This window comes from Rhodococcus sp. MT28 (assembly GCF_058792695.1).
This window is the reverse complement of the sequence record NZ_JBXAFD010000001.1, coordinates 194,577-218,893: the sequence shown is the minus strand read 5'-3', so window position 1 is coordinate 218,893 and position 24,317 is coordinate 194,577. Positions and strand designations below refer to the sequence as shown.

The following is a 24,317-nucleotide window of genomic DNA, read 5'->3' as shown; positions in this document are numbered from 1 at the left end:
TTACTCGTCAGGCCAGCCGCCCAGAACCGTCACGCGGTACTCCTGGTCGACCAGCCTGGCGGGTACGTCGAGTTGATGTAGCCAGTCGATGGCCGAACCGCCCATGCCGACCGCAACCCGACTGAATGCGGCGGCCTGGGCGCAGGAGGATGCAATCACCGACACCGTGCGCCACATCGGCGTCGCCGTCGATTCGCGGTGCAGTGGCTTGACGGTGCTGGCCGTGGCGATCCCGCAGTCGGACGGAAGTGCTACCTGGCAGGTCGGGTCGCCGGGCAGGTCTTGCACCTGAATCTGCCAGCCGTCTTCCGGCGCCGGGCCGGCAACCGCGATGTCCCCGCCGAGGCCGACCAGCACGCCACACCCGAGAAGAGTCGCAGTGGACGCGGCACAGTGGTCCGCTGAACTGGCGCGGGCCGTCGCGGACAGATCGAGAACGACGTCGTCCGGGCTGTACACGCGGTTGTTCTCGACGCGAATCTTCCACCAGGAGTGAGGGTCTGCCGACCCGGCCGTCGGCGTGAGTTTGCCGTCGGTCAGTCGTGCGACAGCCAACGCGTCTTCGAGGAAGTGCGCGAACATCGGGGTCACGGCGACGCCGTCGACGTTGCTCGCGGCGCTGACATAGGTACGAATCTCGGAGTCGGCACGATCTCGATTGGTGGCGGCGTCGGCAGCGGTGAGGTACCCGCGAACCAGGCTGGCCGCGGAGGGAAGGACTTCAGGGTCGGTGACGACGACCCGGGCCTGAACCCCCCACGTGAGCCACTCGGAGGCCGAGCGCGGAGTACTCACGAACCGTTGGAGACGGCGTCCGGGGTTCCGAATCCGGCGACCACGACGGGCCGCTTCGCTACGGGATTCTTGGTGTGAGAAGCCGACGTGTCCGGCGCGAGTGCCGTGGCAGTGGGAGAAGAAACGAGTGAAAGTCCGCCGCTTGCGAGTGCTCCCGCCACAGCCGTGGCTGCGAGGGCGAGGCGAACGGGTCGATACACCGTAGTGCGTCCCCGGGCGGGTCGTGGCCGATCGTCGCTCATGGACTCAGCTTGCACGCCGAACCTGAGAAAAGCCTTGGCGTCTGTAGTCATTTGCGTAACGCCCGCCGAGATAAATGAGACATTGGTTACAGGAGTCGCGAGACTGAGCCGTGTCGAATGCATGTTCGAAAGAGTAGATGTTCGCACCGACAAGTTTCGGGTACGACCACGTACATGGGTTTTCAGAGGTTTATCGGAGGTTCGGATGGCAGTCGGTGTCCTGGCGATCGCTGTGTCGATCGGCACCGCACTGGGCGTGATGAGTGGAACTCTCGGAGCGCCCGCACAAGTCGAGAAGAACGAGTCTTCGAATGCTGCAGTCTCACTTGCAGCCTGGAACGGACCGGCACGAACTCAGGACACACCTGAGGGAATCGTGCCTTCCGTACCCTCCAACTTTCCGGGAGCGACATTGGCGCCCGTGGGAGCGGTGGCAGTGTTCGCGCCGTGGATCAAAAAGGCCGGTGCTCTGTGCTCGGAGATCACGCCCGCGGTGATCGCCTCGCTGTACTCGGTCGAGAACGGATTCAAGTACGGACCCGATACCGACATCTCACCGGAAGGTGGGCGCGGGCCTGGCCGCTTCACCACCGCAGCGTGGACGGCATACGGCAAGGACGGTGACGGCGACGGAAAGATGGACATCCTGGGCGTTGCCGATCCGGTGATGACAACCGGATACCGGTTGTGCGATCTCGTGAAGCAAGCGCAGTCCTGGCAGAAGTCCGGTGAGGTCGAGGGCGATACCGTCGACCTCGCGCTCGCTGCCTACGACGTCGGGCCGGACGCAGTTCGCGAAGCGGGCGGCGTTCCGGCAGACAAGTCGGGCGAGGTTCCTGCGGAGCAGGCGGTCGCCGCTCCGTTCGTCGCCCAGATCAAATCGTTGCAGGACTCGTTCGCCCTGATGCTTGCGCCCTTCGACTACAACAACCTCGCCGCAGCGGTGGGCGGCGTCGTCGAGGCCGGTCTGAAGTTTCTCGGATTGCCTTACGTGTGGGGTGGCGGAAACATCAACGGGCCGTCGATGGGCGGGTTCGACTGCTCGGGGCTGACGTCGTACGCGATCCACGCGGCCACCGGGGTGACTCTGCCCCGGACCTCGGAGACGCAGTGGGGTGTCGGCGTCGAGATCCCGCTGGATCAGGCGCAGCCCGGTGACCTGTTGTTCGGCAACTGGCAGGCAGGCGGCCCCGGCCACGTGGCGATCTACGTCGGCAACGGTCAGATGCTTCACGCACCCACGTTCGGCGACGTGGTGAAGGTCGGCCCGATCTTCGCAGGCATGAAGGCTCGCCGCGTGGTGTGAGTGGGCAGGAAACAGCGAGCACCGACAGAGCAAGAAGCGCCACCCGACCGAGTCGGGTGGCGCTTCTTTTCAGAGCTGGTACAGCCGATCAGCTGTGGTAAGGCTCCGCGCTCAGCAGCGTGACCTTCATGGTGCTGCCGTTGGGCAGGTTGTACTCACGCGTGTCGCCGACCTTGGCTTCGAGCAGCGCGCCGCCCAGCGGTGAGTTCGGCGAGTAGACCTCGAGCTTGGCGTCACGTGCGCCTTCTTCGCGGGTAGCGATCAGGAACGTCTCGGTGTCACTCTCGTCGCCGTCGTAGTAGACCTTGACTACGGATCCGGGCAGTGCGACACCGGACTGAGTGGGGGCCTCGCCGACCTTTGCGCTGTTCAGCAGCTCCTGGAGCTGGCGAATGCGGGCTTCCTGCTGACCCTGCTCTTCGCGGGCAGCGTGGTAGCCGCCGTTCTCTTTCAGGTCACCCTCTTCGCGACGCTCGTTGATCTCGGCGGCGATGACCGGGCGATTGGCGATGAGCTGGTCGAGTTCGTTCTTGAGCCTGTCATGTGATTCCTGGGTAAGCCAGGTCACCTGGGTCTCGGTCATCTCGATCACTCCCTAGTAGTCGGAGCCGGGGGCTCCCTCGACGATCGCTGCAACAGCAGCGAACAACGACACAGAAGCACCACCAGGGATGCAACCTTGCCGTCAAACCTTGCGTCAATGCAGCAATACACGGTTCCACCCGGAACCGTGTATCGGGCAATTCTATCACGCATGACTACCCGCCCTGTCCGGCGTCAAACGTCCGGCAGGGTGGGTGCGTCCCGAGGTCAGCTCTTGGTCAGGTACTCCGGAACGTCGAAGCTGCAGCCGTAGACGTCGGCCATGCCTGGCGGCTGGGACGTCTTGACCTCGGTGTTGAACTCGAGGGTCTGATGTTCCGACGACGGGACGTAGACCTCACGTCGACCGGTTTCGGAGCCGTCCTTCGAGCGTGCGCGCACGATGCACATCGCTTCACGCGACGAGTCGTCGCGTGTGACGGTGAAACGGATCTTCACCGTGGAGTCGTTGGCGATGTCGAACGAGATGGTCTCGGTCTCGATTTCCTTGACCGCAAATTTTCCGTACGCGTAGTACGCGATTCCGCCGCCTACGACGATGACGAGAGCGGTCAGAGCCCACACCATCCACTTGCGGGGACTGCCCGTGCGAGTTGTGCTCGGGTACCGATCTTGGGGAAGCGGTTTGCTCATCACTCTGCTCTCGAAGACTCGAGTTCGCGTGTCGTGCAGCAACTGACTGTGTCCCGCCGGATTACCGAAGGGGTCACGGCTGCGCCAGGAACTCTCGGGTGGAACTATAGAGGACGTATCCCGTCGCGCCGTCGGTAGGTTTGTCGGCAGTCGGTACGTTTGACGGCAACGGCCCGGAGTAATCCGAGCGGTGCACAGCGTGTGATTCGAAGACTGCCGGTGACGGCTACAGGTGAACTGCCGGTGACGGCTACAGGTGAACTGCCGGCAACGGCTACAGGTGAAGTTGAGGTGAACGAACACGTGAGCGGATTCCGGCTCATGGCCGTCCATGCCCATCCCGACGACGAGTCGAGCAAGGGTGCGGCCACCACCGCCCGTTATGCAGCCGAAGGCCACGAAGTGATGGTCCTGACGCTCACCGGGGGTGAGCGTGGCGACATTCTCAACCCGGCCATGGACGTTCCCGGTGTCCGCGATCGAATCAGCGAAGTTCGCCAGGAGGAGATGGCCGAGGCCGCTCGCATCCTGGGCGTGAAGCAGCGCTGGCTCGGTTTCGTCGATTCCGGGCTTCCCGAGGGCGACCCTCTTCCGCCGCTGCCCGAAGGGTGCTTCGCCCTCGTTCCGCTCGAAGAGTCGACGCGCGCTCTGGTCAAGGTGATTCGCGAGTTCCGTCCCCACGTCGTCACGACGTACGACGAGAACGGCGGATACCCGCACCCGGATCACATCCGGTGCCACGAGGTGACGATGGCAGCCTACGAAGCCGCCGCCGATCCCGAGTACTTCCCCGAGGACGGTCAGCCGTGGGAAATCAAGAAGGTCTACTACTCGCACGGATTCATCCGTAAGCGCCTCGAACTCTTCCAGGAGGAGTACGAGCGTCGCGGAGAGCCGTTCCCGATGGCGGACTGGCTCAAGAAGTGGAAGACCGAACGCGGCGACATGATGGTCCGGGTGACCACTCAGGTCACGTGCGGCGACTACTTTCCCCAGCGTGACGATGCTCTGCGCGCACACGCGACGCAGATCGATCCCAACGGTTCGTTCTTCGCTGTGCCGCTCGACATTCAGCAGAAGATCTGGCCCACCGAGGAATTCGAGCTCGCCAAGACGCGGGTCACCACGTCCATTCCGGAAACCGACCTGTTCGCAGGTCTCGAAGAGGACGCTCAGAAGTGAATGCTCTGTCCGCCGAGGTAGTTCTCGGCACCACACAATTTCTTGCTCAGACCCCGAGTAACCCATCCGGCCCGGAGTTCGGAAAGTCGTCTCCGGTCGGCCTGCTGGTGATTCTTGCGCTGCTCATCGGTGTGATCCTCCTGGTTCGGTCGATGAACCGCCAGCTCAAGAAGCTGCCGGAGACGTTCGAACCGGATCATCCCGAACTCGATCAGCAGGCAGACGAAGGCACCGACCGGGGAGCTATCACTGCTCCGAGCCCGGCGGATCCCAACGTCTCTACCGAGAAGAAGCCCAAGCAAGAATCCTGAGACGAACGAGGTAGCGGCGATGGACCCACGGATGCGGAACAACCTGGGTGGGTCCTTGAGCCCTTACCTGCGTCAGCACGCCGACAATCCGGTCCACTGGCAACAGTGGGGCGAAGAAGCGATGGAGTGGGCGCGCGAGCGCAACGTGCCGATCCTCCTCTCGATCGGATACTCGGCGTGCCACTGGTGCCACGTCATGGCGCACGAGTCGTTCGAGAACGACGAGATCGCGGCCGTCATGAACGCGAACTTCGTCTGTGTGAAGGTGGACCGAGAAGAACGTCCCGACATCGACGCCGTCTACATGAATGCGACGGTTGCGATGACCGGCCAGGGCGGCTGGCCCATGACCTGTTTCCTGACTCCCGACGGTTCACCGTTCTACTGCGGCACGTACTACCCGCCGACGCCTCGCGGCGGAATGCCGTCGTTCACACAGCTTCTCGAAGCGATAGCCGACACCTTCACGAATCGGCGCGACGAGGTCGACAACGCGGCACAGTCGATCGTCACGGAACTTCAGCGCGCGTCGGGCGGGATTCCGTACGGCGGAGCACCCATCGACGCCGAGCTGCTGAACGCGGCGGGTCGGTCGATCCTCGGCGACGAGGACGTCCCGCGCGGGGGATTCGGTGGGGCACCGAAGTTTCCACCGTCGGCACTACTGGAGGGGCTGCTCCGACAGTACGAGCGAACGGGTTCGGGCGAGATCCTCGGCGGCATCGAGCGCACCGCCGAAGCAATGGCACGTGGCGGGATCTACGACCAGTTGGGTGGGGGTTTCTCGCGGTACTCGGTCGATGCCGAGTGGGTGGTTCCGCACTTCGAGAAGATGCTCTACGACAATGCGCTGCTCCTGCGGTTCTACGCGCACTGGGCGCGGCGCACCGGATCGGACCTCGCCACTCGCGTCACCGAGGAGACCGCAAGGTTCCTGCTCTCCGATCTGCTGACCGAGAACGGTTGCTTCGCTTCGGCTCTCGATGCCGACACCGACGGCGTCGAAGGCCTCACGTACGTATGGACGCCGACGCAGCTGGTCGAGGTACTCGGCGCGGAGGACGGGCAGTGGGCGTCGGAGTTGTTCCGGGTCACCGATACCGGAACCTTCGAAGAGGGTGCGTCGGTACTGCAGTTGCCCCGTGACCCCGACGACTGGTCGCGCTGGCAGACGATCTCCGACGCTCTACGCGCCGTCCGGGCTCAGCGTCCACAGCCCGGCCGCGACGACAAGGTGGTGACGGCCTGGAACGGGCTGACCGTCACGGCCTTGACGGAAGCGGGACTTGCCCTGGACCGACCCGACTGGATCACCGCGGCGGCCGAGTGCGCAGGCGCTCTTCTCGACCTTCACCTGGTGGACGATCACTTGCGTCGTGCTTCCCTCGGCGGGGCTGTCGGCGCCCCGACGGGCGTGCTCGAGGATTACGCAATGTTGGCCACCGGCCTCCTGGCTCTGTACCAGGCAACGGGATTGGCGCGGTGGCTCGATGCGGCGCAGCAGTTGCTCGACGTCACTGTCGACCACTTCGCTGATCCGGCCGAGCCGGGAAGCTGGTTCGACACGGCCGATTTCGCGGAGTCGCTCGTGACTCGGCCCCGAGACCCGTTGGACGGCGCGACGCCGTCCGGTGCGTCGAGCGTCGCGGAGGCTCTGTTGACCGCAGCGGCGTTGACCGATGCCGAGCGCTCTTCTCGTTACGCCCAGGCCGCGGCGGACGCGCTGGCGAGGGCCACGCTGCCGCTCGAGCGTGCGCCTCGGTCGGCGGGGCACTGGCTCGCGGTGGCGGAAGCGTCGTTGCGTGGTCCGATACAGGTGGCCGTCGTCGGGGAAGGTTCGCTGTTGGCCGATGCCCGCCGGCTTGCGCCGGGTGGTGCAGTGGTTGTCGGGGGTGCCCCGGATTCTTCACCGCTGCTTGCAGATCGACCCCTCGTCGACGGAGGTGAAGCCGCGTACATCTGTCGGGGATTCGTGTGTGATCGGCCGGTGACGACGGTGGTGGAACTGGCGAGTCAGTTGAACACGACGAGCCATACCGCGATGTAGTGGCAGATCGCTGCGACGACCGTCGCGGCGTGGAAGAACTCGTGATGCCCGAACGTCGTGGGCCACGGGTTGGGCCATTTCGTCGCGTACAGAATTGCGCCGACGCTGTAGAAGATTCCGCCGACGAGCAGCAGCACCATCGGCGCCACACCGACCTGGTGCGTCAGTTCACCGACCACGGGAACGATCGCCCAACCGAGGAGCAGGTAGAGCGGGACTCCCACCCATTTCGGGGCGGTGGGCCAGAGCATCTTGAGTGCGACGCCGGCGAGCGCGCCTGCCCACACGATCGCGAGGATGATCTTGCCGGTGTGAGTCGGGAGGCCGAGCATGGCGAACGGTGTGTAGCTGCCGGCGATGAAGAGAAAGATCATCGAATGGTCCGCACGCTTCATCCACGTACGGCCCTTGACCGTCTGCCACTGGATGCGGTGATACGTCGCACTGATGCCGAAGAGGCCAAAGATCGTGACGCTGTAGATCGCGGTCGCCCAAGCCGCTTTGGCGCCGACCTGAGCGCCGGCTACGGAGACGAGAACAATGCCCGCGACGACGGAGACACCGAGCGCCCACAGATGGATCCAACCGCGCATGCGTGGTTTGACCGGAAGCTCTTCGAGCCCGAATGCCGTCATGTGCAACCCCTCTCGTTCCGTACTGTTGCGAACCGCGTAACCTACGGTACCGTAGGTTACGCATCAGTAGCATAACCTACCTGCGGGTTTTCGACGCGTACAAAAAGCGTGACGGCGCTCGCATGTGGCTGTCACTGCCGGGCGTAGTCTTTGACACCATGGTGATGTCACGGTGAATCTGCGCGGACTGCTGTACAGCATCTACGAGCGACGACTCCTCAGTCATCTCGACGGTCTCGCGCACCCACGGCACGTAGCCGTGATGTGTGACGGAAATCGGCGATGGGCTCGCGAGAACGGCTTCACCGATGTCAGTCACGGGCACCGCATGGGCGCGCTCAAAATTGCCGAATTGCTCGAGTGGTGCGACGCCGCCGGAATCGAGATGGCAACCATCTACCTGCTCTCGACCGAGAACCTGCGCCGCGAGCCGGAAGAGCTCGACACCCTCCTCGAAATCATCACCGACGTCGTCGAAGAGATCTCCGGGCCCGGCAAGAACTGGAGTGTGCAGATCGTCGGGGCTCTCGATCTTCTGCCTCCCGAGCAGTCCAGGCGCTTGCGGGAAGCGGCGGCGGGGACGAGCGGCCGAACCGGGACACATGTCAACGTCGCGATCGGATACGGCGGGCGTCAGGAGATCGCCGACGCCGTCCAATCGCTCCTGCGCGACAAGATCGGTGCGGGTCTGAGCGGCGACGAACTGATCCAGGCCGTCACGGTCGACGGCATCGACGGGCATCTGTACACGTCGGGACAGCCCGATCCGGATCTGGTGATCCGCACCTCCGGCGAGCAGCGGCTCTCCGGATTCCTGTTGTGGCAGAGCGCCTATTCGGAGATCTGGTTCACCGAGGCGTACTGGCCCGAGTTCCGTCGAGTCGACTTTCTTCGAGCCTTGCGCGATTACGCGGCGCGCCACCGCCGGTTCGGCGCCTGAGCCGTCTCAGAGCTTGCGCAGCCGCAGCCGGTTGATCGTGTGATCGGCGTCCTTGCGCAGCACCAGGGTTGCGCGGGGACGGGTGGGGAGAATGTTCTCCACCAGGTTCGGGTGATTGATCGAGTTCCAGATCTCCTTCGCCGCGATGGTCGCGTCACGGTCGGAGAGGCCGGAGTAGTGGTGAAAGTGGGCGTTCGGATCGGCGAACGACGTGTTGCGTAGCGCGAGGAACCGCTGGATGTACCAGGCTTCGATGTCCTCGATGCGGGCGTCGACGTAGATCGAGAAGTCGAACAGATCGGAGACCATCAGACGCGGGCCGGTCTGCAGGACGTTGAGGCCCTCGATGATGAGGATGTCGGGCTGGCGGATCAGGTGGTACTGGCCCGGGATGATGTCGTACGACGTGTGCGAATAGACCGGTGCCGCTACCTCTTCCGCCCCGGACTTGACTTCGGTGACGAAGCGCAACAGCTTGCGGCGATCGTAGCTTTCGGGAAAACCCTTGCGGTGCATGATGCCCCGACGCTGGAGTTCCCTGGTCGGATAGAGGAATCCGTCCGTGGTGACGAGGTCGACGCGTGGATGGTGATCCCAGCGGGCCAGGAGAGCTTGCAGCACACGAGCAGTCGTGGATTTTCCGACCGCGACCGAACCGGCGACACCGATGACGAAGGGCACTTGACGGTCGGGATGCTTCTCACCGAGGAAGGTCGCGGTGGCCGCGAACAGTCGTTGGCGTGCCGCCACCTGCAGGTGGATCAGACGTGCAAGGGGGAGATAAACCTCGGCAACTTCTTCGAGATCGATCTGCTCGCCGAGACCACGCAGGCCGTACAACTCGTCCTCGGTCAACACCAGCGGCGTCGACTTACGCAGTGTCCGCCACTGCTTGCGATCGAACTCGACGTAGGGACTCGATTCGTTGGTGCGCGCCATCAGCCCAGCTCACCGGCACGTAGTGAACCCGGGGCCCGGCGGACGAAACAGCTATGCGAGCAAGCCAGGCGCGTGTGCGCACGATCCGAGTGCATAGTCGGATTGTGCTCGGTGCCACGTCCGGGACTTTCGCCGGGTGGCATTCCGGAGCGAGCGACTAGGCTCGGTCGTTATGGATCCAGACACACTTGTTCGCCAATACCTGCTGCTCGGACTGGGTTTCGACCGTCTCGAAGACGGGTTCGTCGACGCATTCACCGGTGACCCGGCGCTGCGTAAGCAGATCGAGAGCGCCCCGAAGCCCGATCCGCGTGAACTTGCCCGCACGGCACGTGAATTGCGGGGCGAGTTGGCCGGAAGTGGTCTGAATGCCGAACGCGCCCACTTCGTCGACGTACACCTTCGCGCCCTGGAATGCTCCGGGCGCAAGTTCGCGGGTGAGGACATCGGCTTCGTGGACGAGGTCGAGGCGTACTTCGACGTCCGAATCGAGAAGGGAAACGAGGACGCCTACAGCGACGCTCACCGGTTGATGGGTGAAGTTCTGCCCGGTCCGGGACCGCTGGCGCAGCGGGTGCAGGCCCATCGCAAGGACGACGAGATCCCCGCGGCGAAACTGAACGAATGCGTCGAGGCAATGTCGAGTGCGCTGCGCGATCTGGTCCGCGGCACGTTCGGGCTTCCCGCGTCGGAAACCGTCGAATACGAAGTGGTGGGGGACAAGCCGTGGTCCGGCTTCAACTACTACCTCGGTGACTACCGCTCCAAGGTTGCGATCAATTCGGATCTGCCGCAGTTCATGGCCAACCTACCGCGGCTGATCGCGCACGAGTCCTACCCCGGCCATCACACCGAGCATTGCCGTAAGGAAGCCGGTCTGGTCGGTTCGGGCCAGCTCGAGCAGACACTGTTCCTGGTCAACACGCCGCAGTGCATCATGGCCGAAGGCCTCGCGGATTTGGCGCTGGAAGCGATTGTCGGCCCGGACTGGGGTTTGTGGGCGCAGGACATCTACGCCGACCTCGGCTTGTCTTTCGACGGGGAAAAGGCGCAACGGCTCTCCGCCGCGTCGGGGCAACTGCTGAGTGTCCGGCAGGATGCGGCGCTGATGTTGCACGACGAGGGGCGCAGCCTCGACGACGTGGCGCTGTTCCTCGAACGGTGGTCGCTGTCGACGCCGGAACGCGCTCGCCAATCGCTCAAGTTCCTGTCTTCGCCGCTGTGGCGGGCATACACCAGCACGTATGTCGAGGGATACCGGCTGCTCGGGGGCTGGCTGGACGAGGTGCCGGTGGGCGCGGAGCGCACCGAACGCTTCCGCAGGCTGCTCGACGAGCCGCTGGTCCCCAGCTCTCTGCGTGCTGCCTAGTGCCGGGTGGAGACGGCGGGAGCGAACTTCGTAGACTGGACGCATTCGTTTCCGCATCCAGCTTGGAGATTCCTCGATGACCGCTGTGCCCGGCTCCGACGTCAACTCTGCATCACTCGCCGAACTCGACCCCGAAGTCGCCGAGGCGATGGCTGGTGAATTGGCTCGTCAGCGCGACACGCTCGAGATGATCGCGTCGGAGAACTTCGTTCCCCGCTCGGTTCTGCAGGCTCAGGGCAGCGTCCTGACCAACAAGTACGCCGAGGGCTACCCGGGACGTCGTTACTACGGCGGTTGCGAGCACGTCGACGTCATCGAGGATCTGGCGCGCAACCGTGCGAAGGAACTCTTCGGTGCAGAGTTCGCGAACGTTCAGCCGCACTCGGGCGCACAGGCCAACGCTGCTGTTCTGATGGCACTGATGAACCCGGGTGAGAAGCTGCTCGGCCTCGACCTTGCACACGGCGGTCACCTCACGCACGGCATGAAGCTCAACTTCTCCGGCAAGTTGTACGACGTCGCGTCCTACGGCGTCAGCAAGGAAGATCACCGCATCGACATGGACGAGGTGCGCTCGATCGCCCTCGCCGAGAAGCCGAAGGTCATCGTTGCCGGCTGGTCCGCGTACCCGCGTCAGCAGGACTTCGCGGCGTTCCGTGCGATCGCCGACGAGGTCGGGGCGTACCTGTGGGTGGACATGGCTCACTTCGCCGGACTGGTTGCGGCAGGCCTGCACCCGTCGCCCGTCCCGTACGCAGACGTCGTCTCCTCGACCGTCCACAAGACCCTCGGTGGTCCGCGTTCGGGCCTGATCCTGGCGAAGAAAGAGTGGGCCAAGAAGCTCAACTCCGCTGTCTTCCCCGGTCAGCAGGGTGGACCGCTCATGCACGCCATCGCGGCCAAGGCAGTCACCTTCAAGATCGCTGCCGGTGAAGAGTTCAAGGATCGTCAGGCACGCACCCTTTCCGGTGCGCGCATCCTTGCCGAGCGTCTGGGCAACAAGGACGTCGCAGACCAGGGCATCAGCGTCCTGACCGGCGGCACTGACGTCCACCTCGTGCTCGTGGACCTGCGTAACTCGCAGCTCGACGGCCAGCAGGGTGAGGACCTTCTGCACGAAATCGGCATCACGGTCAACCGCAACGCTGTTCCGTTCGATCCCCGCCCGCCGATGACCACCTCCGGTCTGCGTATCGGTACCGCAGCGTTGGCCACTCGCGGATTCGGCGATGCCGAGTTCACCGAGGTCGCCGACATCATCGGTACCGCTCTGGCCGGCAACGCGGATCTGCCGGCGCTGCGTGCGCGCGTCGCCAAGCTCGCTCTCGACCTTCCGCTGTACGACGGTCTCGAGAACTGGGGCCTGCTCAGCAAGAACGTCTAGGAATTCCTTCACCGACGGCCCGGTCCCTTTCGAGGGGCCGGGCCGCTGGTTTTTTGCCAGTCGCGGATTGTGGTATCGGTCACATGACCGATGGTGGCCGAGTTCGGTGCTTCCTAGCCTGAGAGCATCACCCCTCCGGCGAAGGAAACCCCATGACCGAACAGAATCTGCATTGGCTCTCCGCTACCGAGATGGCGGCGTCGGTCGCGTCGAACAGTCTCTCGCCCAACGAGATTGCCGAAGCGATGATCCAGCGCGTCGACGCCGTCAATCCGTCGATCAACGCGATAGTCCAGTTCGATCGCGAGCAGGTGACGCGCGATGCGGCCGAACTCTCACGGCAACAGGAAGCGGGCGAGAAACTCGGCCCGCTGCACGGCGTTCCGTTCACGATCAAAGATCTGACGGCAGTCGACGGGCTGCCGACCACGTTCGGGATGAAGCCGATGGCCGACAACATCGCGACGGGAAATGCCGTCGTCGTGGACAGGCTGCGTGGCGCCGGCGGACTGTTCCTGGGAAAGACGAACACTCCCGAAAGTGGTTACTACGGTGGCACGGACAACCACCTGTACGGGCCGACGCACAACCCGTGGAAGCTCGGCAACAGCGCGGGCGGGTCCAGTGGCGGTGCGTCGGCTGCCGTGGCTGCAGGCCTCGGGCCACTCGCCGAGGGCAGTGACGGCGCGGGATCGGTGCGTATCCCGTCGGCGCTCTGCGGGGTCGTCGGGTTGAAGCCGACCACCGGCGTCATCCCGCAGACCATCCTGGCCGGGCGCTTCTACAACTGGGCGTATCACGGTCCGATCACCCGGACTGTTGCCGACAACGCGCTGATGCTCGACATCATGGCCGGGCCGGACAATGCGGACCCGCTCTCGATCGAGCGTGCCGAGACCTCGTACGTCGAAGCCTCGAAGGGCGACGTGAAGGGCCTTCGCGTGGCGTGGTCGCCGAATCTCGGTCTCGGCCATGTTGATCCGGAGGTGCTGGCAGTGTGCCTCGACGCGCTGGCGGCATTCGAGGAATTGGGTGCCCAGATCACCGAGGCGACCCCGCAGTGGGGAAATCCGTCGGAGTCGATGTGGAACGGCATCTGGGTTCCCGGTTTCGCTTCCGAATACGACTTGCTCGACTGGGAGAACCAGCGCGGCGAGGTCGACGACAACCTGATCGAGATCATGCACGAGGCCGAGCGGCTCACCGGTGTCGACGTCGGGCGGGCCGACGCATTCCGCGGCGTCATGTGGGACACGTGGACGACGTTCATGAACGACTACGACGTGTTGGTCTCGCCGACCCTGGCTTCGGCCACGTTCCCGCTCAGTCAGTTCGCGCCGTCGTGGCTCGAAGGTGCGTCGCTGCGTGAGCAGTTGCTCGATTGGCTCTTCACCTACCCGTACAACATGCTCAACAATCCGGCGATCACCGTGCCCGCCGGATTCACCGCCGACGGTCGACCGGTGGGGCTGCAGATCGCCGCACGTCACCGCCGGGACGCACTGGTCTTGCGGACTGCCGCGAACTTCGAAGCGGTGCGTCCGTGGGCGGACAAGAAGCCGGCCGATTCACTGGTCGTGGCCTAGCTCACACAATTGGCTAGATTGGTGTGATGACGTCTGTACTGCCTGATCGCGGCGCTGGACCTGACATGTTCGCGCCGCGATCGCCGGCGGCCGGGGCGTACGGCATTCTCGGCCTGTGCGCCGAAGAACTCCGCGCACGTGGACTCGCGTACTCGGCTGCGGCGGTCACGTACCGAGACCCGTCGAGCGGAAGACATCGGGCTCTGGCGAGTTCCGGATACGACGCCAGGGTGCTCGAGTTCCTGCTCGAGGACTTCGTCGCCGATCGCAATCTCTTCGGCATCATTCGCGAGGCTTCGGGCGTGCCCGTGTTCTGGCAGGACGTGCCACGATTCGAGCAGGTCGAGATGGTCACCGATGTTCTGCGGCCGTCCGGGTACGCCGAGGGTGCGTCGGTCGCATTGGGGTTCTCCGGCCGTGAGGTGACCGGATTGCTGCACATGAGCTTCGCGGATTCCGGCGTCGTCGATCGCGTACGGGAGGTGGTGGCGGCGTCCAGCGCAGCTTGCTCGCGCGTCGTGGGGGACCAGGTGGCGCTCGATCGTGTCCATCTGAGCCCACGGGAGATTCAAGTACTGCAATTGGTGGCCAGGGGCGCGGGCAATGTCGAGATCGCCGAGGAGTTGTTCGTCAGCCGTCGCACCGTCGCCACCCATCTCGAGAACATCTTCGTCAAGGCCGGAACCAATTCGCGGGTTCAGGCAGCGGTGCGCGCCGCGAAGTGGGGTCTGATCGAGTCCTGAGTGACGCCGAATCACACGAGTGGCATTTTGTTACCTGGCGTTCACCAGATGTGCGGCTCGTTCCGTGGCGCGAGTGTCCGATCCGCAGTACCGTCGGCAGTAACGAGTAACCAGAAGTTACTTGTGCGGGAGGTTCTGATCGTGACTGAAACACTCAGTACGAGAGGGCCGGCGCCCGGCCCTTGTTTCAGCTGACACAGCGTCACCTGACACCAGAGCCGTCCGGCCCAGCGAGCTGAGTTTGCGCGGGTGCCGCGCAGACCTAGGAGCCCAACGTGACTGCATCACGCTCCGTCTCTGCCCACTCGGCCCGGGCTGATCTATCAGCCGGGAATCATTCGGGAGATGCACTTCGCACGTACGTCTTGGATACCTCGGTACTACTGTCCGATCCATGGGCTGTCACTCGATTCGCCGAACACCACGTGGTACTCCCACTGGTCGTGATCAGTGAACTCGAAGGCAAACGGCACCACCACGAACTGGGATGGTTCGCCCGAGAATCGCTCCGCATGCTCGACGATCTACGGATCGAATACAGCCGCCTCGACCGTCCGGTGCCGATCGGCACCGAGAACGGGACACTGCAGGTCGAACTCAATCACACCGACCCTGCGGTCCTGCCCGTCGGATTCCGCACGGACAGTAACGATTCGAGGATTCTGGCGTGTGCGCTGAATCTTGCTGCGGAGGGCAAGGATGTGGTCCTCGTCAGCAAGGACATTCCGCTTCGTGTGAAGGCAGGCGCGGTGGGACTACCTGCCGACGAGTACCACGCTCACGACGTCGTGCCATCCGGATGGACGGGCATGACTGAGCTGGACGTCGCCTCGACGGACATCGACGAGCTGTTCAACGAGGGTTTCCTGGACCTCGACGAAGCGCGAGATCTGCCGTGTCACACGGGTCTTCGCCTGCTCGGTGGTTCGTCGAGCGCCCTCGGTCGGGTGACTCCCGACAAGCGCATCCAGTTGGTGCGCGGTGAGCGCGAGGCGTTCGGGTTGCACGGCCGCTCCGCCGAGCAGCGCATTGCGCTCGATCTCCTCATGGACGAGAGCATCGGCATCATCTCTCTCGGTGGTAAGGCGGGCACCGGTAAGTCGGCCTTGGCTCTGACGGCAGGTTTGGAAGCCGTTCTCGAGCGCCGCACTCAGCGCAAGGTTGTCGTCTTCCGTCCGTTGTATGCCGTTGGCGGACAAGAACTCGGCTACCTTCCCGGTAGTGAGAGCGAGAAGATGGGCCCGTGGGCTCAGGCCGTTTTCGACACTCTCGACGGGTTGGCCTCGCCAGAGGTTCTCGAGGAGGTTCTCGCCCGCGGAATGCTGGAAGTGTTGCCGCTGACGCATATTCGCGGTCGGTCGCTGCACGATTCGTTCGTGATCGTCGACGAAGCGCAGTCGCTCGAACGAAATGTTCTGCTGACAGTGCTTTCTCGTCTGGGAACCGGCTCGCGAGTGGTCCTCACGCACGACGTCGCGCAGCGTGACAACCTGCGAGTGGGCAGGCACGACGGAGTTGCGGCCGTCATCGAAAAGCTCAAGGGTCACCCGCTTTTTGCGCACATCACACTCACGCGCAGTGAGCGCTCGCCGATCGCCGAGTTGGTGACCGACATGCTCGAGGAGTTCGGCCCCACTTCCTGAGAAGTGATCTCCCCGTGCGGACTTCGGTCTGCACGGGGAGATGCCTGGGTTTGAAGTTGTTCAGTTTTGCAGCGGTCCCAGTTCGTTGTCGAGAACTTCCTGCACGACACGCATCGCCGCCAGTCCGGCCGGAGCGCCGCAGTACGCGCTCGCGTGGATCACGGTTTCGACGATCTCGGTGCGCGTCAATCCGTTTCGCAATGCCCCACGTACGTGGCCTTTGAGTTCGTTCTCGGCGCGCAGCGCGATCAGCATCCCCAGATTGATCAGACTGCGACTGCGGCGATCGAGTCCGGGACGCGTCCATACCGAACCCCAGACGTTGGCCGTCACGAAGTTCTGCAGTTCTTCGCTGTCCGTTCCCCGGGTGCGCTCGAAGGCGGCGTCGACGAAATCGGCCCCCATGACTTCGGTGCGCACAGCCAATCCGGCGTCGAAGGAGTCAGGCGTGGTGTTTTCGGACATGGCAGGTTCGCTCGCTTTCGGCAGGTGATTTCAGGCCGGAGCAAGCCTACTTCGTGTCCCGGTCCCGACGACTGCGCGGCCGACCGCGGTCACCACGCCCCACGCGACGTCTCGCAGACTGAAGTAGTCCCGCCAGACGCAGACCTTGCCGTCGCGCAGTTCGAAAGTTCCGCATACCCAGAACTCGATGCGCAACGGTCCGACGGTGAGGATGTCGGTGCGTTCGGTGAGCACCGTGGACTCGTCGCCGACGATGTGGTGCATCTCCGCCTCGAATTTCAGTGAAGGCTTGGTGACCAGACGTAGCGCTCGCACGACGGTCTTCTTGCCTCGCAGGGTGGGGAGCGAGACGTTCTGCCAGACGATGTCGTCTGTCATCAATTCGGCTGCGGCGTCCACGTCGAAATCGGTGAGGGCCGCGAACATTGCGTTCACCGTGGCTGTCGAACTACTCATGGGGTGTCCTTGGCTGATTATTCGGCCGGTGTTGCCCGGATGAAGGTACCGAGATGATCGTGATCGAAGTACTCCAAGGTTAGCGAGTTTCCGTCGAAGGTGGCCTTCGAGACCGTCCCGGCCGGTGCGTTCTCGCCGCTGAGCGGGAACGTGAAGGTGTTTCCGTCCCAGTGGGTCAGAGGGTACGTCGCGGCCGCGGGACCCATGGTCAAGGTCAGCGCACCGTTCTGCTGCGTCACGAGCGCGGGACCCCAGTACGGATTGCCGTAGTCGCCGGTCAATTGGTCTGTCGGTGGCGCGGGAGCGGGGGAGGCCGGCGGCGTCTTCCCGGCAAGTTCGCCCTCAGGGTCGGCCTGTGAGGCAAAGGACGCTTCGTACAGCGGGCGCCACTCGCGGGTGATCTTCCCGAACTGCACCAGATCGGCGAATTCGGCGGTCAAAGTCTCTGCGACGCCGGTGGGCGTGCCGTTGGTCAGAACGACTATGCCGACGTCAGCGGAGGGAATCGTCACGAAATTGGTCCCGGCACCGAGCAGGAAGGCGCCGGAGTGGCTGGCGGTCACACGGCCTGCCGCGCTGTCGGAAACGTTGAACCCGTAGCCGTAGAAGCCGGAGCGTTCCCCGATTTCCTGCGCATGGCGCGAGACGATTTCCGGGTTGACTGCGGGCACGAGCGCCTCCGTCTGAACGACCTGCTGCCCCTGATACCGACCGCCCGACAGCACCATGTCCAACCACTTGGCCATGTCGTTCACCGAGGAGCTGACTCCACCGGCGGGGGATTGGGCGTCGGCGTCCCGAACCGGCCCTACCTTGTACTTTCCGTCTTCGAGGATGTGGCCGACTGTTCGATTTTCTCGGGCTTGGTAATCGGCGAACCGCGAAGACGTCGAAGTCATACCGAGCGGACCGTAGATCGTGTTCTGCGACAGCGTTTCCCAATCGGTGCCCGCCGCGGCTGCAACGGCCTCTGCACCGGCTGTGACGCCGAAGTTCGTGTACTCGTATGTGATTCGGAATGGATTGAGCGGTAGTTGGCGAAGTTTTTCGAGTACCTGAGCCCGGTTGTAGCCCAGGTCCTCCAGCCCGTCGCCGGCGTGGTCCGGTAACCCCGACCGATGCGTGTAGAGATCGGAGATCGTGAGGTGGTCGGTCACCCACGGATCGGCAAGCGCAAACCCCGGCAGTTTCGAGATCACCGGAGTGTCCCAGTCGACGGTCCCGATTCCGACTTCGTGGGCGACCACCGTGGCCCCGACCGATTTCGACACCGATGCCAGTTGGAACACGGTGTCGGCATCGACGGTGGCGCTCTTACCCAACTCGCGAACCCCGAATCCCTTTGCGTACACAGTCTTACCTCCGTGCACCACGGCCACCGCCATGCCGGGAACACCGGAACTTGCCATGAGGTCGTTCGCGAGGTCGTCGAGCTTCCCGACCGCGTCGTCGATTTGCCCGTCCGGGATCGGCACCCCGGCGTCGAGACCCGGGCTGGCGTCGCTGACGACCGGCCCGGGCGCCGAGGTGGTGTCTGAATCGGACGAGCATCCGGCGAGCAGGGCGACCGTCAGTACTACCGGAACCGCCGCTGCCGACAGTCGCGAGCTGTTTCTACTGGTGATGGACACGAGATTCTCCCTAGCAGGGTTGTCGTCGGTACCACTCGGTCAACCCAGTATCGGGGAACGGCGGGCTGATATTGGGACAAATCGGGAAACCTTGTAGCTACTTCGGGGTCTTGGTTGTCAGACTGCCGAGAATGGAGCCTTCCGTGACCGGCTTCCAAGGGAGCAACAACGCGACCAGCAGAGCGGTGATCAATGCTGCTCCGACCGTGAAGTACGACGCGATGGCGAAGCCTTCCAGGCATGCGGTCTTCATCGTGTAGATCAGACTGTCCTTCTGCTGCTCGAAGAGCGGACTGATGTCGCGGGAGCGGATTTCGATGACGCTGAGCACGGACTCACGAGCGAAGCCTTTCTCCTGCGCCGACATCACGGCGTCGGGAATGGCGTCGACGATCGGAGCCACCTTGGACGTGTAGTACGAGGCGACGATCGAACCGATGACGGCGACGCCCAGGGTCCCGCCGAGCTCACGCGTCGTGTCGTTGACTGCCGAACCTGCGCCCGCTTCGTCGAGGGGCACCGAGGACATGATGGAGTCGGTCGCCGGTCCCTGGACAATTGCGAGGCCCAGACCCATGAGGACCATCGAGATCACGACGGGTCCGAGGTAGGGCGTCTCGACGGTCGTCCGACCCGCCAGGAACATCCCGCCGCTGAGTACCAGGAGGCCGAACACCATCACTGCAGTCGTGCCGAGTTTCTGTGCCGCCAAGGTGGCGACTGGGGCGCCCACGGCGACAGCTGCAGCGAAAGGCAAAGAGTGGATGCCGAATTCGAGCGGCGAGTACTCCCGAACGCCCTGGAAGTACTGCGTGATCAGGAACAAGAATCCGAACATGCTGAAGTAGCTGACAGCAATAGCCAAGGCGGGGAAAGAAAACCGCCGGATTCGGAAGAGATTCATGTTCAGGATCGGCGCGTCGGTGCGCAGTTCCCATGCGACGAATGCGGCCAAAAACACTGTCGCAGAGAGGTATCCCGTGATGCTGAATGTCGACACCCATCCGCGATGTGGTGCGTCGATGATGGTCCACACCAGAATGACGATGCCCAGTAGCGACAAGATTGTTCCGACGAAATCGAATCGGCCGACGTGGAGCGCCTTCGATTCCGGAACAACCAGCAGCACACCCACGATGACCAACAATGCTGCCGGAACGTTCATCCAGAACACCGAGTGCCAGGAGAAGTGCTCGAGAAGCCAGCCGCCCGCAGTCGGGCCGATGGCAATCGCGAAGCCGGCCATTGCGGTCCAGGCCGCGATGGCGATGGCTCGTTCTCTGGCGTCGGTGAAGATGTTGGTGATCATGGCCAACGTAGCCGGAAAGACAGCTGCGGCAAAGACACCCATGGCGGCTCGCGCCATGATCACCTGTTCGAGGTTGGAAGCCAAAGCGCCGACGAGCGACATCGCACCGACGCCGATCAAGCCGATGATCATCACTCGGCGGCGTCCGAAGCGGTCACCCAGGTGGCCGAAAGTGAGTAGGAACCCGGCGAAGGTCAACGTGTACGCGTCGACGATCCATTGCAGGTCGCTGACGCTGGCGAACAAGTCGATGCTCATCGTCGGCAGTGCGACGTTGACCACTGTGTTGTCCAGCACGACAAGGAGTTCGGCGAGGCAGATGAAGATCAGCGCAGTGAATCGACGTGACTTGGTCATCATGGGCGCCGAGGGCGCCGGTGCAAGTGTGTGAGACATGTTTGTACGCCATCTCTGCTCCTGCGCGGACGGCAGCAGCGGTTGGAAGAAAGAGGGTTGGTCAGCTCGGGGCCGAGACCAGAGCCTTGAGGTGAGCGCCGATGCGATCGAGAGGCGCCGTGGTGTGCTGAGCTTTTGCCATCAGCGTCGCGCCTTCGATTGACGCGATCACGACGGTTGCCCATTGTGCTGCAGTCTCGGACGGCTGTCCCTGCTGCCAGAAGAACGATGTGAGTAGCGATTCCCACGAGGTGAAGGATTCGCCCGCAGCAGTTAATGCCGCCGGCGTCGACGCGCCCTCCACTGCCGCGGCTGCGACCGGACAGGAGGAGGTGAAATCGCTCTCTACCAAGCTGTTTCGAAATATCGTGACAACCGCGTCGATGATCTCCGGTGGGGAAGACTGAGCGATCATCGAACTGATGGCGGCACTGACGCCCCGGCCGAAGTAGGCAACTGCTTCGCCGGCCAGCTGTCCTTTGCCCTCGGGAAAGTAGTGGTATACCGACCCGCGGGGAGCTCCCGAGCGTTCGACGATCTCGGTGAGCGAGGTCGTCGCGATCCCGTGTTCACGGAAGGCATTGATGGCGCCGACCAGCATCAGAGTGCGGGAATCGGAGTCGGCCATCCCGCCATCGTATGCAATCGCAGTGCTGTTCGAATCATCTGGTGCCGCTGATTCTCTTGGTACTCCCCACTTGCGACGCGCTGCGGCGATCGGACAACGCGTCTGCGGGCCGGTCATGGCAACGAGGCGTCTCGAGGTGTGTTCATCACTGCCTCCCAGTATGTCGATCGGTATAGGAACGAATCTGAGACTAGATGTAACCGACAGACACAGTCAAGTGTTGTGTGCAGGTGGTGGGTATCGACGAAGATTCTTGGTCGCAAAACTCCCCAAACAGTGGTTATATCGTGCGGTATAGAGCTGTTGCTTCGAGCACCAGCTTCGGAGGAGAGGAAACGACATGCCGGTACCGACGTCAGTTGCACGAAAACGAAGAATCGAAGTCGCAGTCGGGAAGTATTTCGCCAATCCGCTGGTCACCGGATTGAATCGGATCGGTTTGATGCCGTCGTTGATGACCGAGATCGAGACGGTTGGACGCCGAACCGGTCTGACCCGCCGAGTGCCCGTTGCGATCACCTACGACGGTGACGAGGCGTGGGTCATTGCGCAGCATGGCACCGGCACGGGGTGGGGTGCCAATATCTCTGCGACGCCGAAGGTTCGGATCCGTCGCCGCGGCGAGTGGGTGGACGGACAGGCCCAGATCATGCCGGACGACGACGTGCCGGCGCGGGTGAAGACATTTGCGTCGGGGAAGATCAGATCGGCGCTGACGGCCTCTGCCTTTCGTGGATTGCAGACCGACCCGGTCAGTGTTCGCATCAAACTCGCACTCGATTCGTCAACCGATTGAATCAACGGGAGTTGAAATGGCCGGTGCGGAATGACCCGGTGCGTTCTCGTCGTTGACGAATGCAGCGGTGGCGCGATCGCCACTCCACACGACGAAGGAGCAGGATCATGCGCATCGGAATCATCGGAGCCGGTCAGATCGGTGGCACGCTCACACGTAGGCTCGCTGCGCTCGGTCACGACGTGCGCGTCTCGAACTCGCGGACACCGGACACGCTTGCAGAACTGGAAGCCGAGACGGGTGCGAAGGCAGTCCGCAGCACCGAGGCCGCCGAGGGTGCCGAGCTGGTCATCGTGAGCATTCCGCAGAAGAACGTGGTTGATCTACCGGCGGGGATTCTCAGCGGTGCGGTCGCAGGTGCCCCGGTCATCGAGACCAACAACTACTACCCGCAACAGCGTGACGGTCTGATCGCCGCCATCGAGGACGGACAGACCGAAAGCGGATGGGTGCAGGAACACCTGGGTGTACCGGTGTTCAAGGCGTTCAACGGAATCTGGTGGAAGCATCTCCTCGAGAAGGGGCTTCCCGAAGGTGCAGAGGGGCGCATTGCGCTACCCATCGCCGGCGACGACGACGCGAACAAGCAGGTCGTCTTCGATCTGATCAATCAGTTGGGCTTCGATCCCGTCGATGCGGGAACGATCGACGATTCCTGGCGTCAGCAGCCGGGAACTCCCGTGTACGGCAAGGATTTCGATCGCGAAGCGACGCTGAAAGCATTGGCCGAGGCGAGCCCCGATCGCACCGACGAGTGGCGGGCAACCACTACGGTGTAGGGAAAAGTGTGGCGGTTTCCGAAGTGGAAACCGCCACTCTTTTGTTTGTTCAGTCCTTGACCTTCGCCATCGCCAGAACGTCGAGACGCTTGTCGAGTTCTTCCTCGCTCAGCTTGTCCGGGACGAGTCCGCGCTCGATGACGACCTGACGGATCGTCTTCTTCTCTTTGAGCGCCTGCTTCGCGACGGCTGCGGCTTCCTCGTAACCGATTGCCGAGTTGAGGGGCGTCACGATCGACGGCGAAGATTCGGCGAGTGTCTTGAGGTGCTCCTCGTGCGCGACCAGTCCGCTGACGCACTTGTCGGCGAACAGTCGAGAGACGTTGGCCAGCAAGGTGAACGACTCCAGCAGGTTGCGGGCCATGACCGGGATGTAGACGTTGAGTTCGAAAGCTCCGGCGGCGCCACCCCACGCGATGGCGGCGTCGTTTCCGATCACCTGAGCCGCAACCTGAGTGGTTGCCTCGGGCAGGACCGGGTTCACCTTTCCGGGCATGATCGAGCTTCCCGGCTGCAGATCAGGGAGTGCGATCTCGCCGAGTCCGGTCAGCGGACCCGATCCCATCCACCGAATGTCGTTGGCAATCTTCGTCAGTGAGACGGCGATGGTCCGCAGCGCGCCCGATGCCTCGACCAGTCCGTCACGCGCGGCCTGCGCTTCGAAGCTGTTCTTCGCCGGAGTCAGCGCGTCGACACCGGTCGACTTGACCAGTTCGGCAACAACTTTGGGGCCGAATCCATCCGGAGCATTGAGACCGGTGCCGACTGCTGTTCCGCCGATCGGCAGCTCGCCGAGGCGGGGGAGTGTTGCGTTGACGCGCTCGATGCCGGCCTCGATCTGACGTGCGTAGCCGCCGAACTCCTGACCGAGCGTGACCGGCACAGCGTCCATCAGATGGGTGCGTCCGGATTTGACGACGGTCTTCCACTCGGTCGCCTTCGTGGCAAGCGCAGCATGCAGATGTTCCAGTGCCGGAACAAGATCGGTGACCGCTGCTTCGGTAGCTGCGACATGCGTGGCGGTGGGGAAGGTGTCGTTGGAGGACTGCGACATGTTGACGTGATCATTGGGATGTACGTCCACACCGGCGGCCTTCGCGATGGATGCGATGACCTCGTTGGCGTTCATGTTCGAACTGGTTCCCGAGCCGGTCTGGAAGACGTCGATGGGGAACTGATCGTCGTGCTTGCCTTCGGCGATCTCGTTCGCGGCGGCGATGATTGCGTCGGCCTTGTCCGCGTCGAGGAGTCCGAGGTCCTTGTTGACCTGCGCACACGCTGCTTTCAGCAGGCCCATTGCGCGGATCTGGGTGCGCTCGAGCGGGCGCCCGCTGATCGGGAAGTTCTCGACTGCACGCTGGGTCTGTGCTCGCCACAGTGCGTCGATGGGCACCCGAACTTCGCCCATGGTGTCGTGTTCGATTCGGAACTGTTGATCGTTGCTCTCCGTCATGGCTCCACATTGCCACTTTTCGAGAGCGGGTAGGGGACTACGTCCC

The 24,317-nt window shown here is 63.4% G+C and carries 24 protein-coding genes; 12 read left to right on the top strand and 12 right to left on the bottom strand.

From position 1 onward, the window contains the following. Both AC1Q6C_RS01015 and AC1Q6C_RS01010 read right to left on the bottom strand, forming a co-directional pair. The gene (locus AC1Q6C_RS01015) at positions 1–795 is read right to left on the bottom strand and encodes an FAD:protein FMN transferase (protein ID WP_003943281.1); all 795 of its coding nucleotides are present in this window, start codon (positions 793–795) and stop codon (positions 1–3) included. Then, positions 792–1,037, bottom strand: coding sequence for a hypothetical protein (locus tag AC1Q6C_RS01010; RefSeq protein WP_153211881.1), 246 nt, complete (start codon positions 1,035–1,037; stop codon positions 792–794). The genes AC1Q6C_RS01015 and AC1Q6C_RS01010 overlap by 4 nt, the downstream gene beginning before the upstream one ends. 205 nt (positions 1,038–1,242) lie before the next feature. On the opposite strand from AC1Q6C_RS01010, the gene AC1Q6C_RS01005 reads away from it, so the two are divergent. Continuing rightward, positions 1,243–2,343: a C40 family peptidase gene (locus AC1Q6C_RS01005; protein WP_003943296.1), complete on the top strand. Its 1,101-nt coding sequence runs from the start codon at positions 1,243–1,245 to the stop codon at positions 2,341–2,343. A gap of 88 nt (positions 2,344–2,431) precedes the next feature. On the opposite strand, the gene greA is transcribed toward AC1Q6C_RS01005, so the two are convergent. Next, the gene (gene greA / locus AC1Q6C_RS01000) at positions 2,432–2,926 is read right to left on the bottom strand and encodes a transcription elongation factor GreA (RefSeq protein ID WP_007726385.1); all 495 of its coding nucleotides are present in this window, start codon (positions 2,924–2,926) and stop codon (positions 2,432–2,434) included. A gap of 227 nt (positions 2,927–3,153) precedes the next feature. Continuing rightward, positions 3,154–3,579 (bottom strand): DUF4307 domain-containing protein, encoded by a 426-nt coding sequence (locus tag AC1Q6C_RS00995; RefSeq protein WP_007726384.1) that lies wholly within the window; start codon positions 3,577–3,579, stop codon positions 3,154–3,156. Between the two features lie 303 nt (positions 3,580–3,882). On the opposite strand from AC1Q6C_RS00995, the gene mca reads away from it, so the two are divergent. From mca to AC1Q6C_RS00980, 3 genes are read left to right on the top strand one after another with little or no spacing between them, the layout of a single operon-like run. Continuing rightward, the gene (mca, locus tag AC1Q6C_RS00990) at positions 3,883–4,761 is read left to right on the top strand and encodes a mycothiol conjugate amidase Mca (RefSeq protein ID WP_007726383.1); all 879 of its coding nucleotides are present in this window, start codon (positions 3,883–3,885) and stop codon (positions 4,759–4,761) included. Beyond that, entirely contained in the window at positions 4,758–5,072 is a 315-nt protein-coding gene (locus AC1Q6C_RS00985; RefSeq protein ID WP_003943283.1) for a hypothetical protein, read from the top strand. The genes mca and AC1Q6C_RS00985 overlap by 4 nt, the downstream gene beginning before the upstream one ends. Before the next feature lie 19 nt (positions 5,073–5,091). Beyond that, positions 5,092–7,119 (top strand): thioredoxin domain-containing protein, encoded by a 2,028-nt coding sequence (locus AC1Q6C_RS00980; protein ID WP_492666333.1) that lies wholly within the window; start codon positions 5,092–5,094, stop codon positions 7,117–7,119. Here the strand turns inward: AC1Q6C_RS00980 and trhA are convergent. Then, on the bottom strand, positions 7,086–7,754 hold the full coding sequence (gene trhA / locus AC1Q6C_RS00975; protein WP_492666332.1) for a PAQR family membrane homeostasis protein TrhA: 669 nt from the start codon (positions 7,752–7,754) through the stop codon (positions 7,086–7,088). The two genes, AC1Q6C_RS00980 and trhA, sit on opposite strands and share 34 nt — an antisense overlap. A 172-nt stretch (positions 7,755–7,926) precedes the next feature. Between trhA and AC1Q6C_RS00970 the strand changes: the two genes are divergently transcribed. Then, entirely contained in the window at positions 7,927–8,694 is a 768-nt protein-coding gene (locus AC1Q6C_RS00970) for an isoprenyl transferase (protein WP_003945211.1), read from the top strand. 6 nt (positions 8,695–8,700) lie between these two features. Here the strand turns inward: AC1Q6C_RS00970 and coaA are convergent, their stop codons facing one another. Then, positions 8,701–9,633, bottom strand: coding sequence for a type I pantothenate kinase (coaA, locus tag AC1Q6C_RS00965; RefSeq protein WP_003945270.1), 933 nt, complete (start codon positions 9,631–9,633; stop codon positions 8,701–8,703). A 172-nt stretch (positions 9,634–9,805) separates the two neighbouring features. Between coaA and AC1Q6C_RS00960 the strand changes: the two genes are divergently transcribed. From AC1Q6C_RS00960 to phoH2, 5 genes are all read left to right on the top strand, one after another. Next, on the top strand, positions 9,806–11,002 hold the full coding sequence (locus AC1Q6C_RS00960; RefSeq protein ID WP_492666331.1) for a DUF885 domain-containing protein: 1,197 nt from the start codon (positions 9,806–9,808) through the stop codon (positions 11,000–11,002). 76 nt (positions 11,003–11,078) lie between these two features. Continuing rightward, positions 11,079–12,386 carry a serine hydroxymethyltransferase gene (glyA, locus tag AC1Q6C_RS00955; RefSeq protein WP_003945195.1) on the top strand — a complete coding sequence of 436 codons (1,308 nt, stop codon included), beginning with the start codon at positions 11,079–11,081 and terminating at the stop codon, positions 12,384–12,386. 152 nt (positions 12,387–12,538) lie between these two features. Continuing rightward, positions 12,539–13,972 (top strand): amidase, encoded by a 1,434-nt coding sequence (locus AC1Q6C_RS00950; protein WP_116058059.1) that lies wholly within the window; start codon positions 12,539–12,541, stop codon positions 13,970–13,972. Positions 13,973–13,998: 26 nt separating this feature from the next. Beyond that, positions 13,999–14,715 carry a helix-turn-helix transcriptional regulator gene (locus tag AC1Q6C_RS00945; protein ID WP_492666330.1) on the top strand — a complete coding sequence of 239 codons (717 nt, stop codon included), beginning with the start codon at positions 13,999–14,001 and terminating at the stop codon, positions 14,713–14,715. A gap of 275 nt (positions 14,716–14,990) precedes the next feature. Next, positions 14,991–16,358, top strand: a complete 1,368-nt coding sequence (gene phoH2, locus AC1Q6C_RS00940) for an RNA 5'-3' helicase PhoH2 (protein ID WP_003945274.1) — start codon at positions 14,991–14,993, stop codon at positions 16,356–16,358. 60 nt (positions 16,359–16,418) lie between these two features. Here the strand turns inward: phoH2 and AC1Q6C_RS00935 are convergent, their stop codons facing one another. The 5 genes from AC1Q6C_RS00935 to AC1Q6C_RS00915 form a co-directional block, all read right to left on the bottom strand. Next, on the bottom strand, positions 16,419–16,823 hold the full coding sequence (locus tag AC1Q6C_RS00935; RefSeq protein WP_003945227.1) for a carboxymuconolactone decarboxylase family protein: 405 nt from the start codon (positions 16,821–16,823) through the stop codon (positions 16,419–16,421). Positions 16,824–16,853: 30 nt separating this feature from the next. Then, entirely contained in the window at positions 16,854–17,279 is a 426-nt protein-coding gene (locus AC1Q6C_RS00930; protein WP_007726363.1) for a limonene-1,2-epoxide hydrolase family protein, read from the bottom strand. Positions 17,280–17,296: 17 nt separating this feature from the next. Further along, on the bottom strand, positions 17,297–18,910 hold the full coding sequence (locus AC1Q6C_RS00925) for a serine hydrolase (protein WP_007726361.1): 1,614 nt from the start codon (positions 18,908–18,910) through the stop codon (positions 17,297–17,299). Between the two features lie 97 nt (positions 18,911–19,007). Further along, positions 19,008–20,579 carry an MFS transporter gene (locus tag AC1Q6C_RS00920; RefSeq protein WP_492666511.1) on the bottom strand — a complete coding sequence of 524 codons (1,572 nt, stop codon included), beginning with the start codon at positions 20,577–20,579 and terminating at the stop codon, positions 19,008–19,010. Between the two features lie 97 nt (positions 20,580–20,676). Continuing rightward, positions 20,677–21,243, bottom strand: coding sequence for a TetR/AcrR family transcriptional regulator (locus AC1Q6C_RS00915; RefSeq protein WP_003945239.1), 567 nt, complete (start codon positions 21,241–21,243; stop codon positions 20,677–20,679). Between the two features lie 340 nt (positions 21,244–21,583). Here AC1Q6C_RS00915 and AC1Q6C_RS00910 point away from each other — a divergent pair, with 340 nt between their 5' ends. Continuing rightward, positions 21,584–22,039 (top strand): nitroreductase family deazaflavin-dependent oxidoreductase, encoded by a 456-nt coding sequence (locus AC1Q6C_RS00910; RefSeq protein ID WP_042920867.1) that lies wholly within the window; start codon positions 21,584–21,586, stop codon positions 22,037–22,039. A 59-nt stretch (positions 22,040–22,098) separates the two neighbouring features. Next, entirely contained in the window at positions 22,099–22,818 is a 720-nt protein-coding gene (locus AC1Q6C_RS00905; protein WP_080909223.1) for an NADPH-dependent F420 reductase, read from the top strand. Between the two features lie 49 nt (positions 22,819–22,867). Here the strand turns inward: AC1Q6C_RS00905 and AC1Q6C_RS00900 are convergent, their stop codons facing one another. Continuing rightward, entirely contained in the window at positions 22,868–24,271 is a 1,404-nt protein-coding gene (locus AC1Q6C_RS00900) for a class II fumarate hydratase (RefSeq protein WP_003945220.1), read from the bottom strand. Between the last annotated feature and the right edge of the window lie 46 nt (positions 24,272–24,317).

Bases quoted from the DNA above. Each gene is read 5' to 3' on its own strand.
- trhA (WP_492666332.1), bottom strand. From the start codon at position 7,754: ATGACGGCATTCGGGCTCGAAGAGCTTCCGGTCAAACCACGCATGCGC.
- AC1Q6C_RS00920 (WP_492666511.1), bottom strand. From the start codon at position 20,579: ATGATGACCAAGTCACGTCGATTCACTGCGCTGATCTTCATCTGCCTC.
- AC1Q6C_RS00935 (WP_003945227.1), bottom strand. From the start codon at position 16,823: ATGTCCGAAAACACCACGCCTGACTCCTTCGACGCCGGATTGGCTGTG.
- AC1Q6C_RS00900 (WP_003945220.1), bottom strand. From the start codon at position 24,271: ATGACGGAGAGCAACGATCAACAGTTCCGAATCGAACACGACACCATG.
- coaA (WP_003945270.1), bottom strand. From the start codon at position 9,633: ATGGCGCGCACCAACGAATCGAGTCCCTACGTCGAGTTCGATCGCAAG.
- AC1Q6C_RS00980 (WP_492666333.1), top strand. From the start codon at position 5,092: ATGGACCCACGGATGCGGAACAACCTGGGTGGGTCCTTGAGCCCTTAC.
- AC1Q6C_RS00995 (WP_007726384.1), bottom strand. From the start codon at position 3,579: ATGAGCAAACCGCTTCCCCAAGATCGGTACCCGAGCACAACTCGCACG.
- AC1Q6C_RS00915 (WP_003945239.1), bottom strand. From the start codon at position 21,243: ATGGCCGACTCCGATTCCCGCACTCTGATGCTGGTCGGCGCCATCAAT.
- AC1Q6C_RS00945 (WP_492666330.1), top strand. From the start codon at position 13,999: ATGACGTCTGTACTGCCTGATCGCGGCGCTGGACCTGACATGTTCGCG.
- AC1Q6C_RS01010 (WP_153211881.1), bottom strand. From the start codon at position 1,037: ATGAGCGACGATCGGCCACGACCCGCCCGGGGACGCACTACGGTGTAT.
- AC1Q6C_RS00905 (WP_080909223.1), top strand. From the start codon at position 22,099: ATGCAGCGGTGGCGCGATCGCCACTCCACACGACGAAGGAGCAGGATC.
- greA (WP_007726385.1), bottom strand. From the start codon at position 2,926: ATGACCGAGACCCAGGTGACCTGGCTTACCCAGGAATCACATGACAGG.
- AC1Q6C_RS00930 (WP_007726363.1), bottom strand. From the start codon at position 17,279: ATGAGTAGTTCGACAGCCACGGTGAACGCAATGTTCGCGGCCCTCACC.
- AC1Q6C_RS00950 (WP_116058059.1), top strand. From the start codon at position 12,539: ATGACCGAACAGAATCTGCATTGGCTCTCCGCTACCGAGATGGCGGCG.
- AC1Q6C_RS00960 (WP_492666331.1), top strand. From the start codon at position 9,806: ATGGATCCAGACACACTTGTTCGCCAATACCTGCTGCTCGGACTGGGT.
- AC1Q6C_RS00910 (WP_042920867.1), top strand. From the start codon at position 21,584: ATGCCGGTACCGACGTCAGTTGCACGAAAACGAAGAATCGAAGTCGCA.
- AC1Q6C_RS01005 (WP_003943296.1), top strand. From the start codon at position 1,243: ATGGCAGTCGGTGTCCTGGCGATCGCTGTGTCGATCGGCACCGCACTG.
- glyA (WP_003945195.1), top strand. From the start codon at position 11,079: ATGACCGCTGTGCCCGGCTCCGACGTCAACTCTGCATCACTCGCCGAA.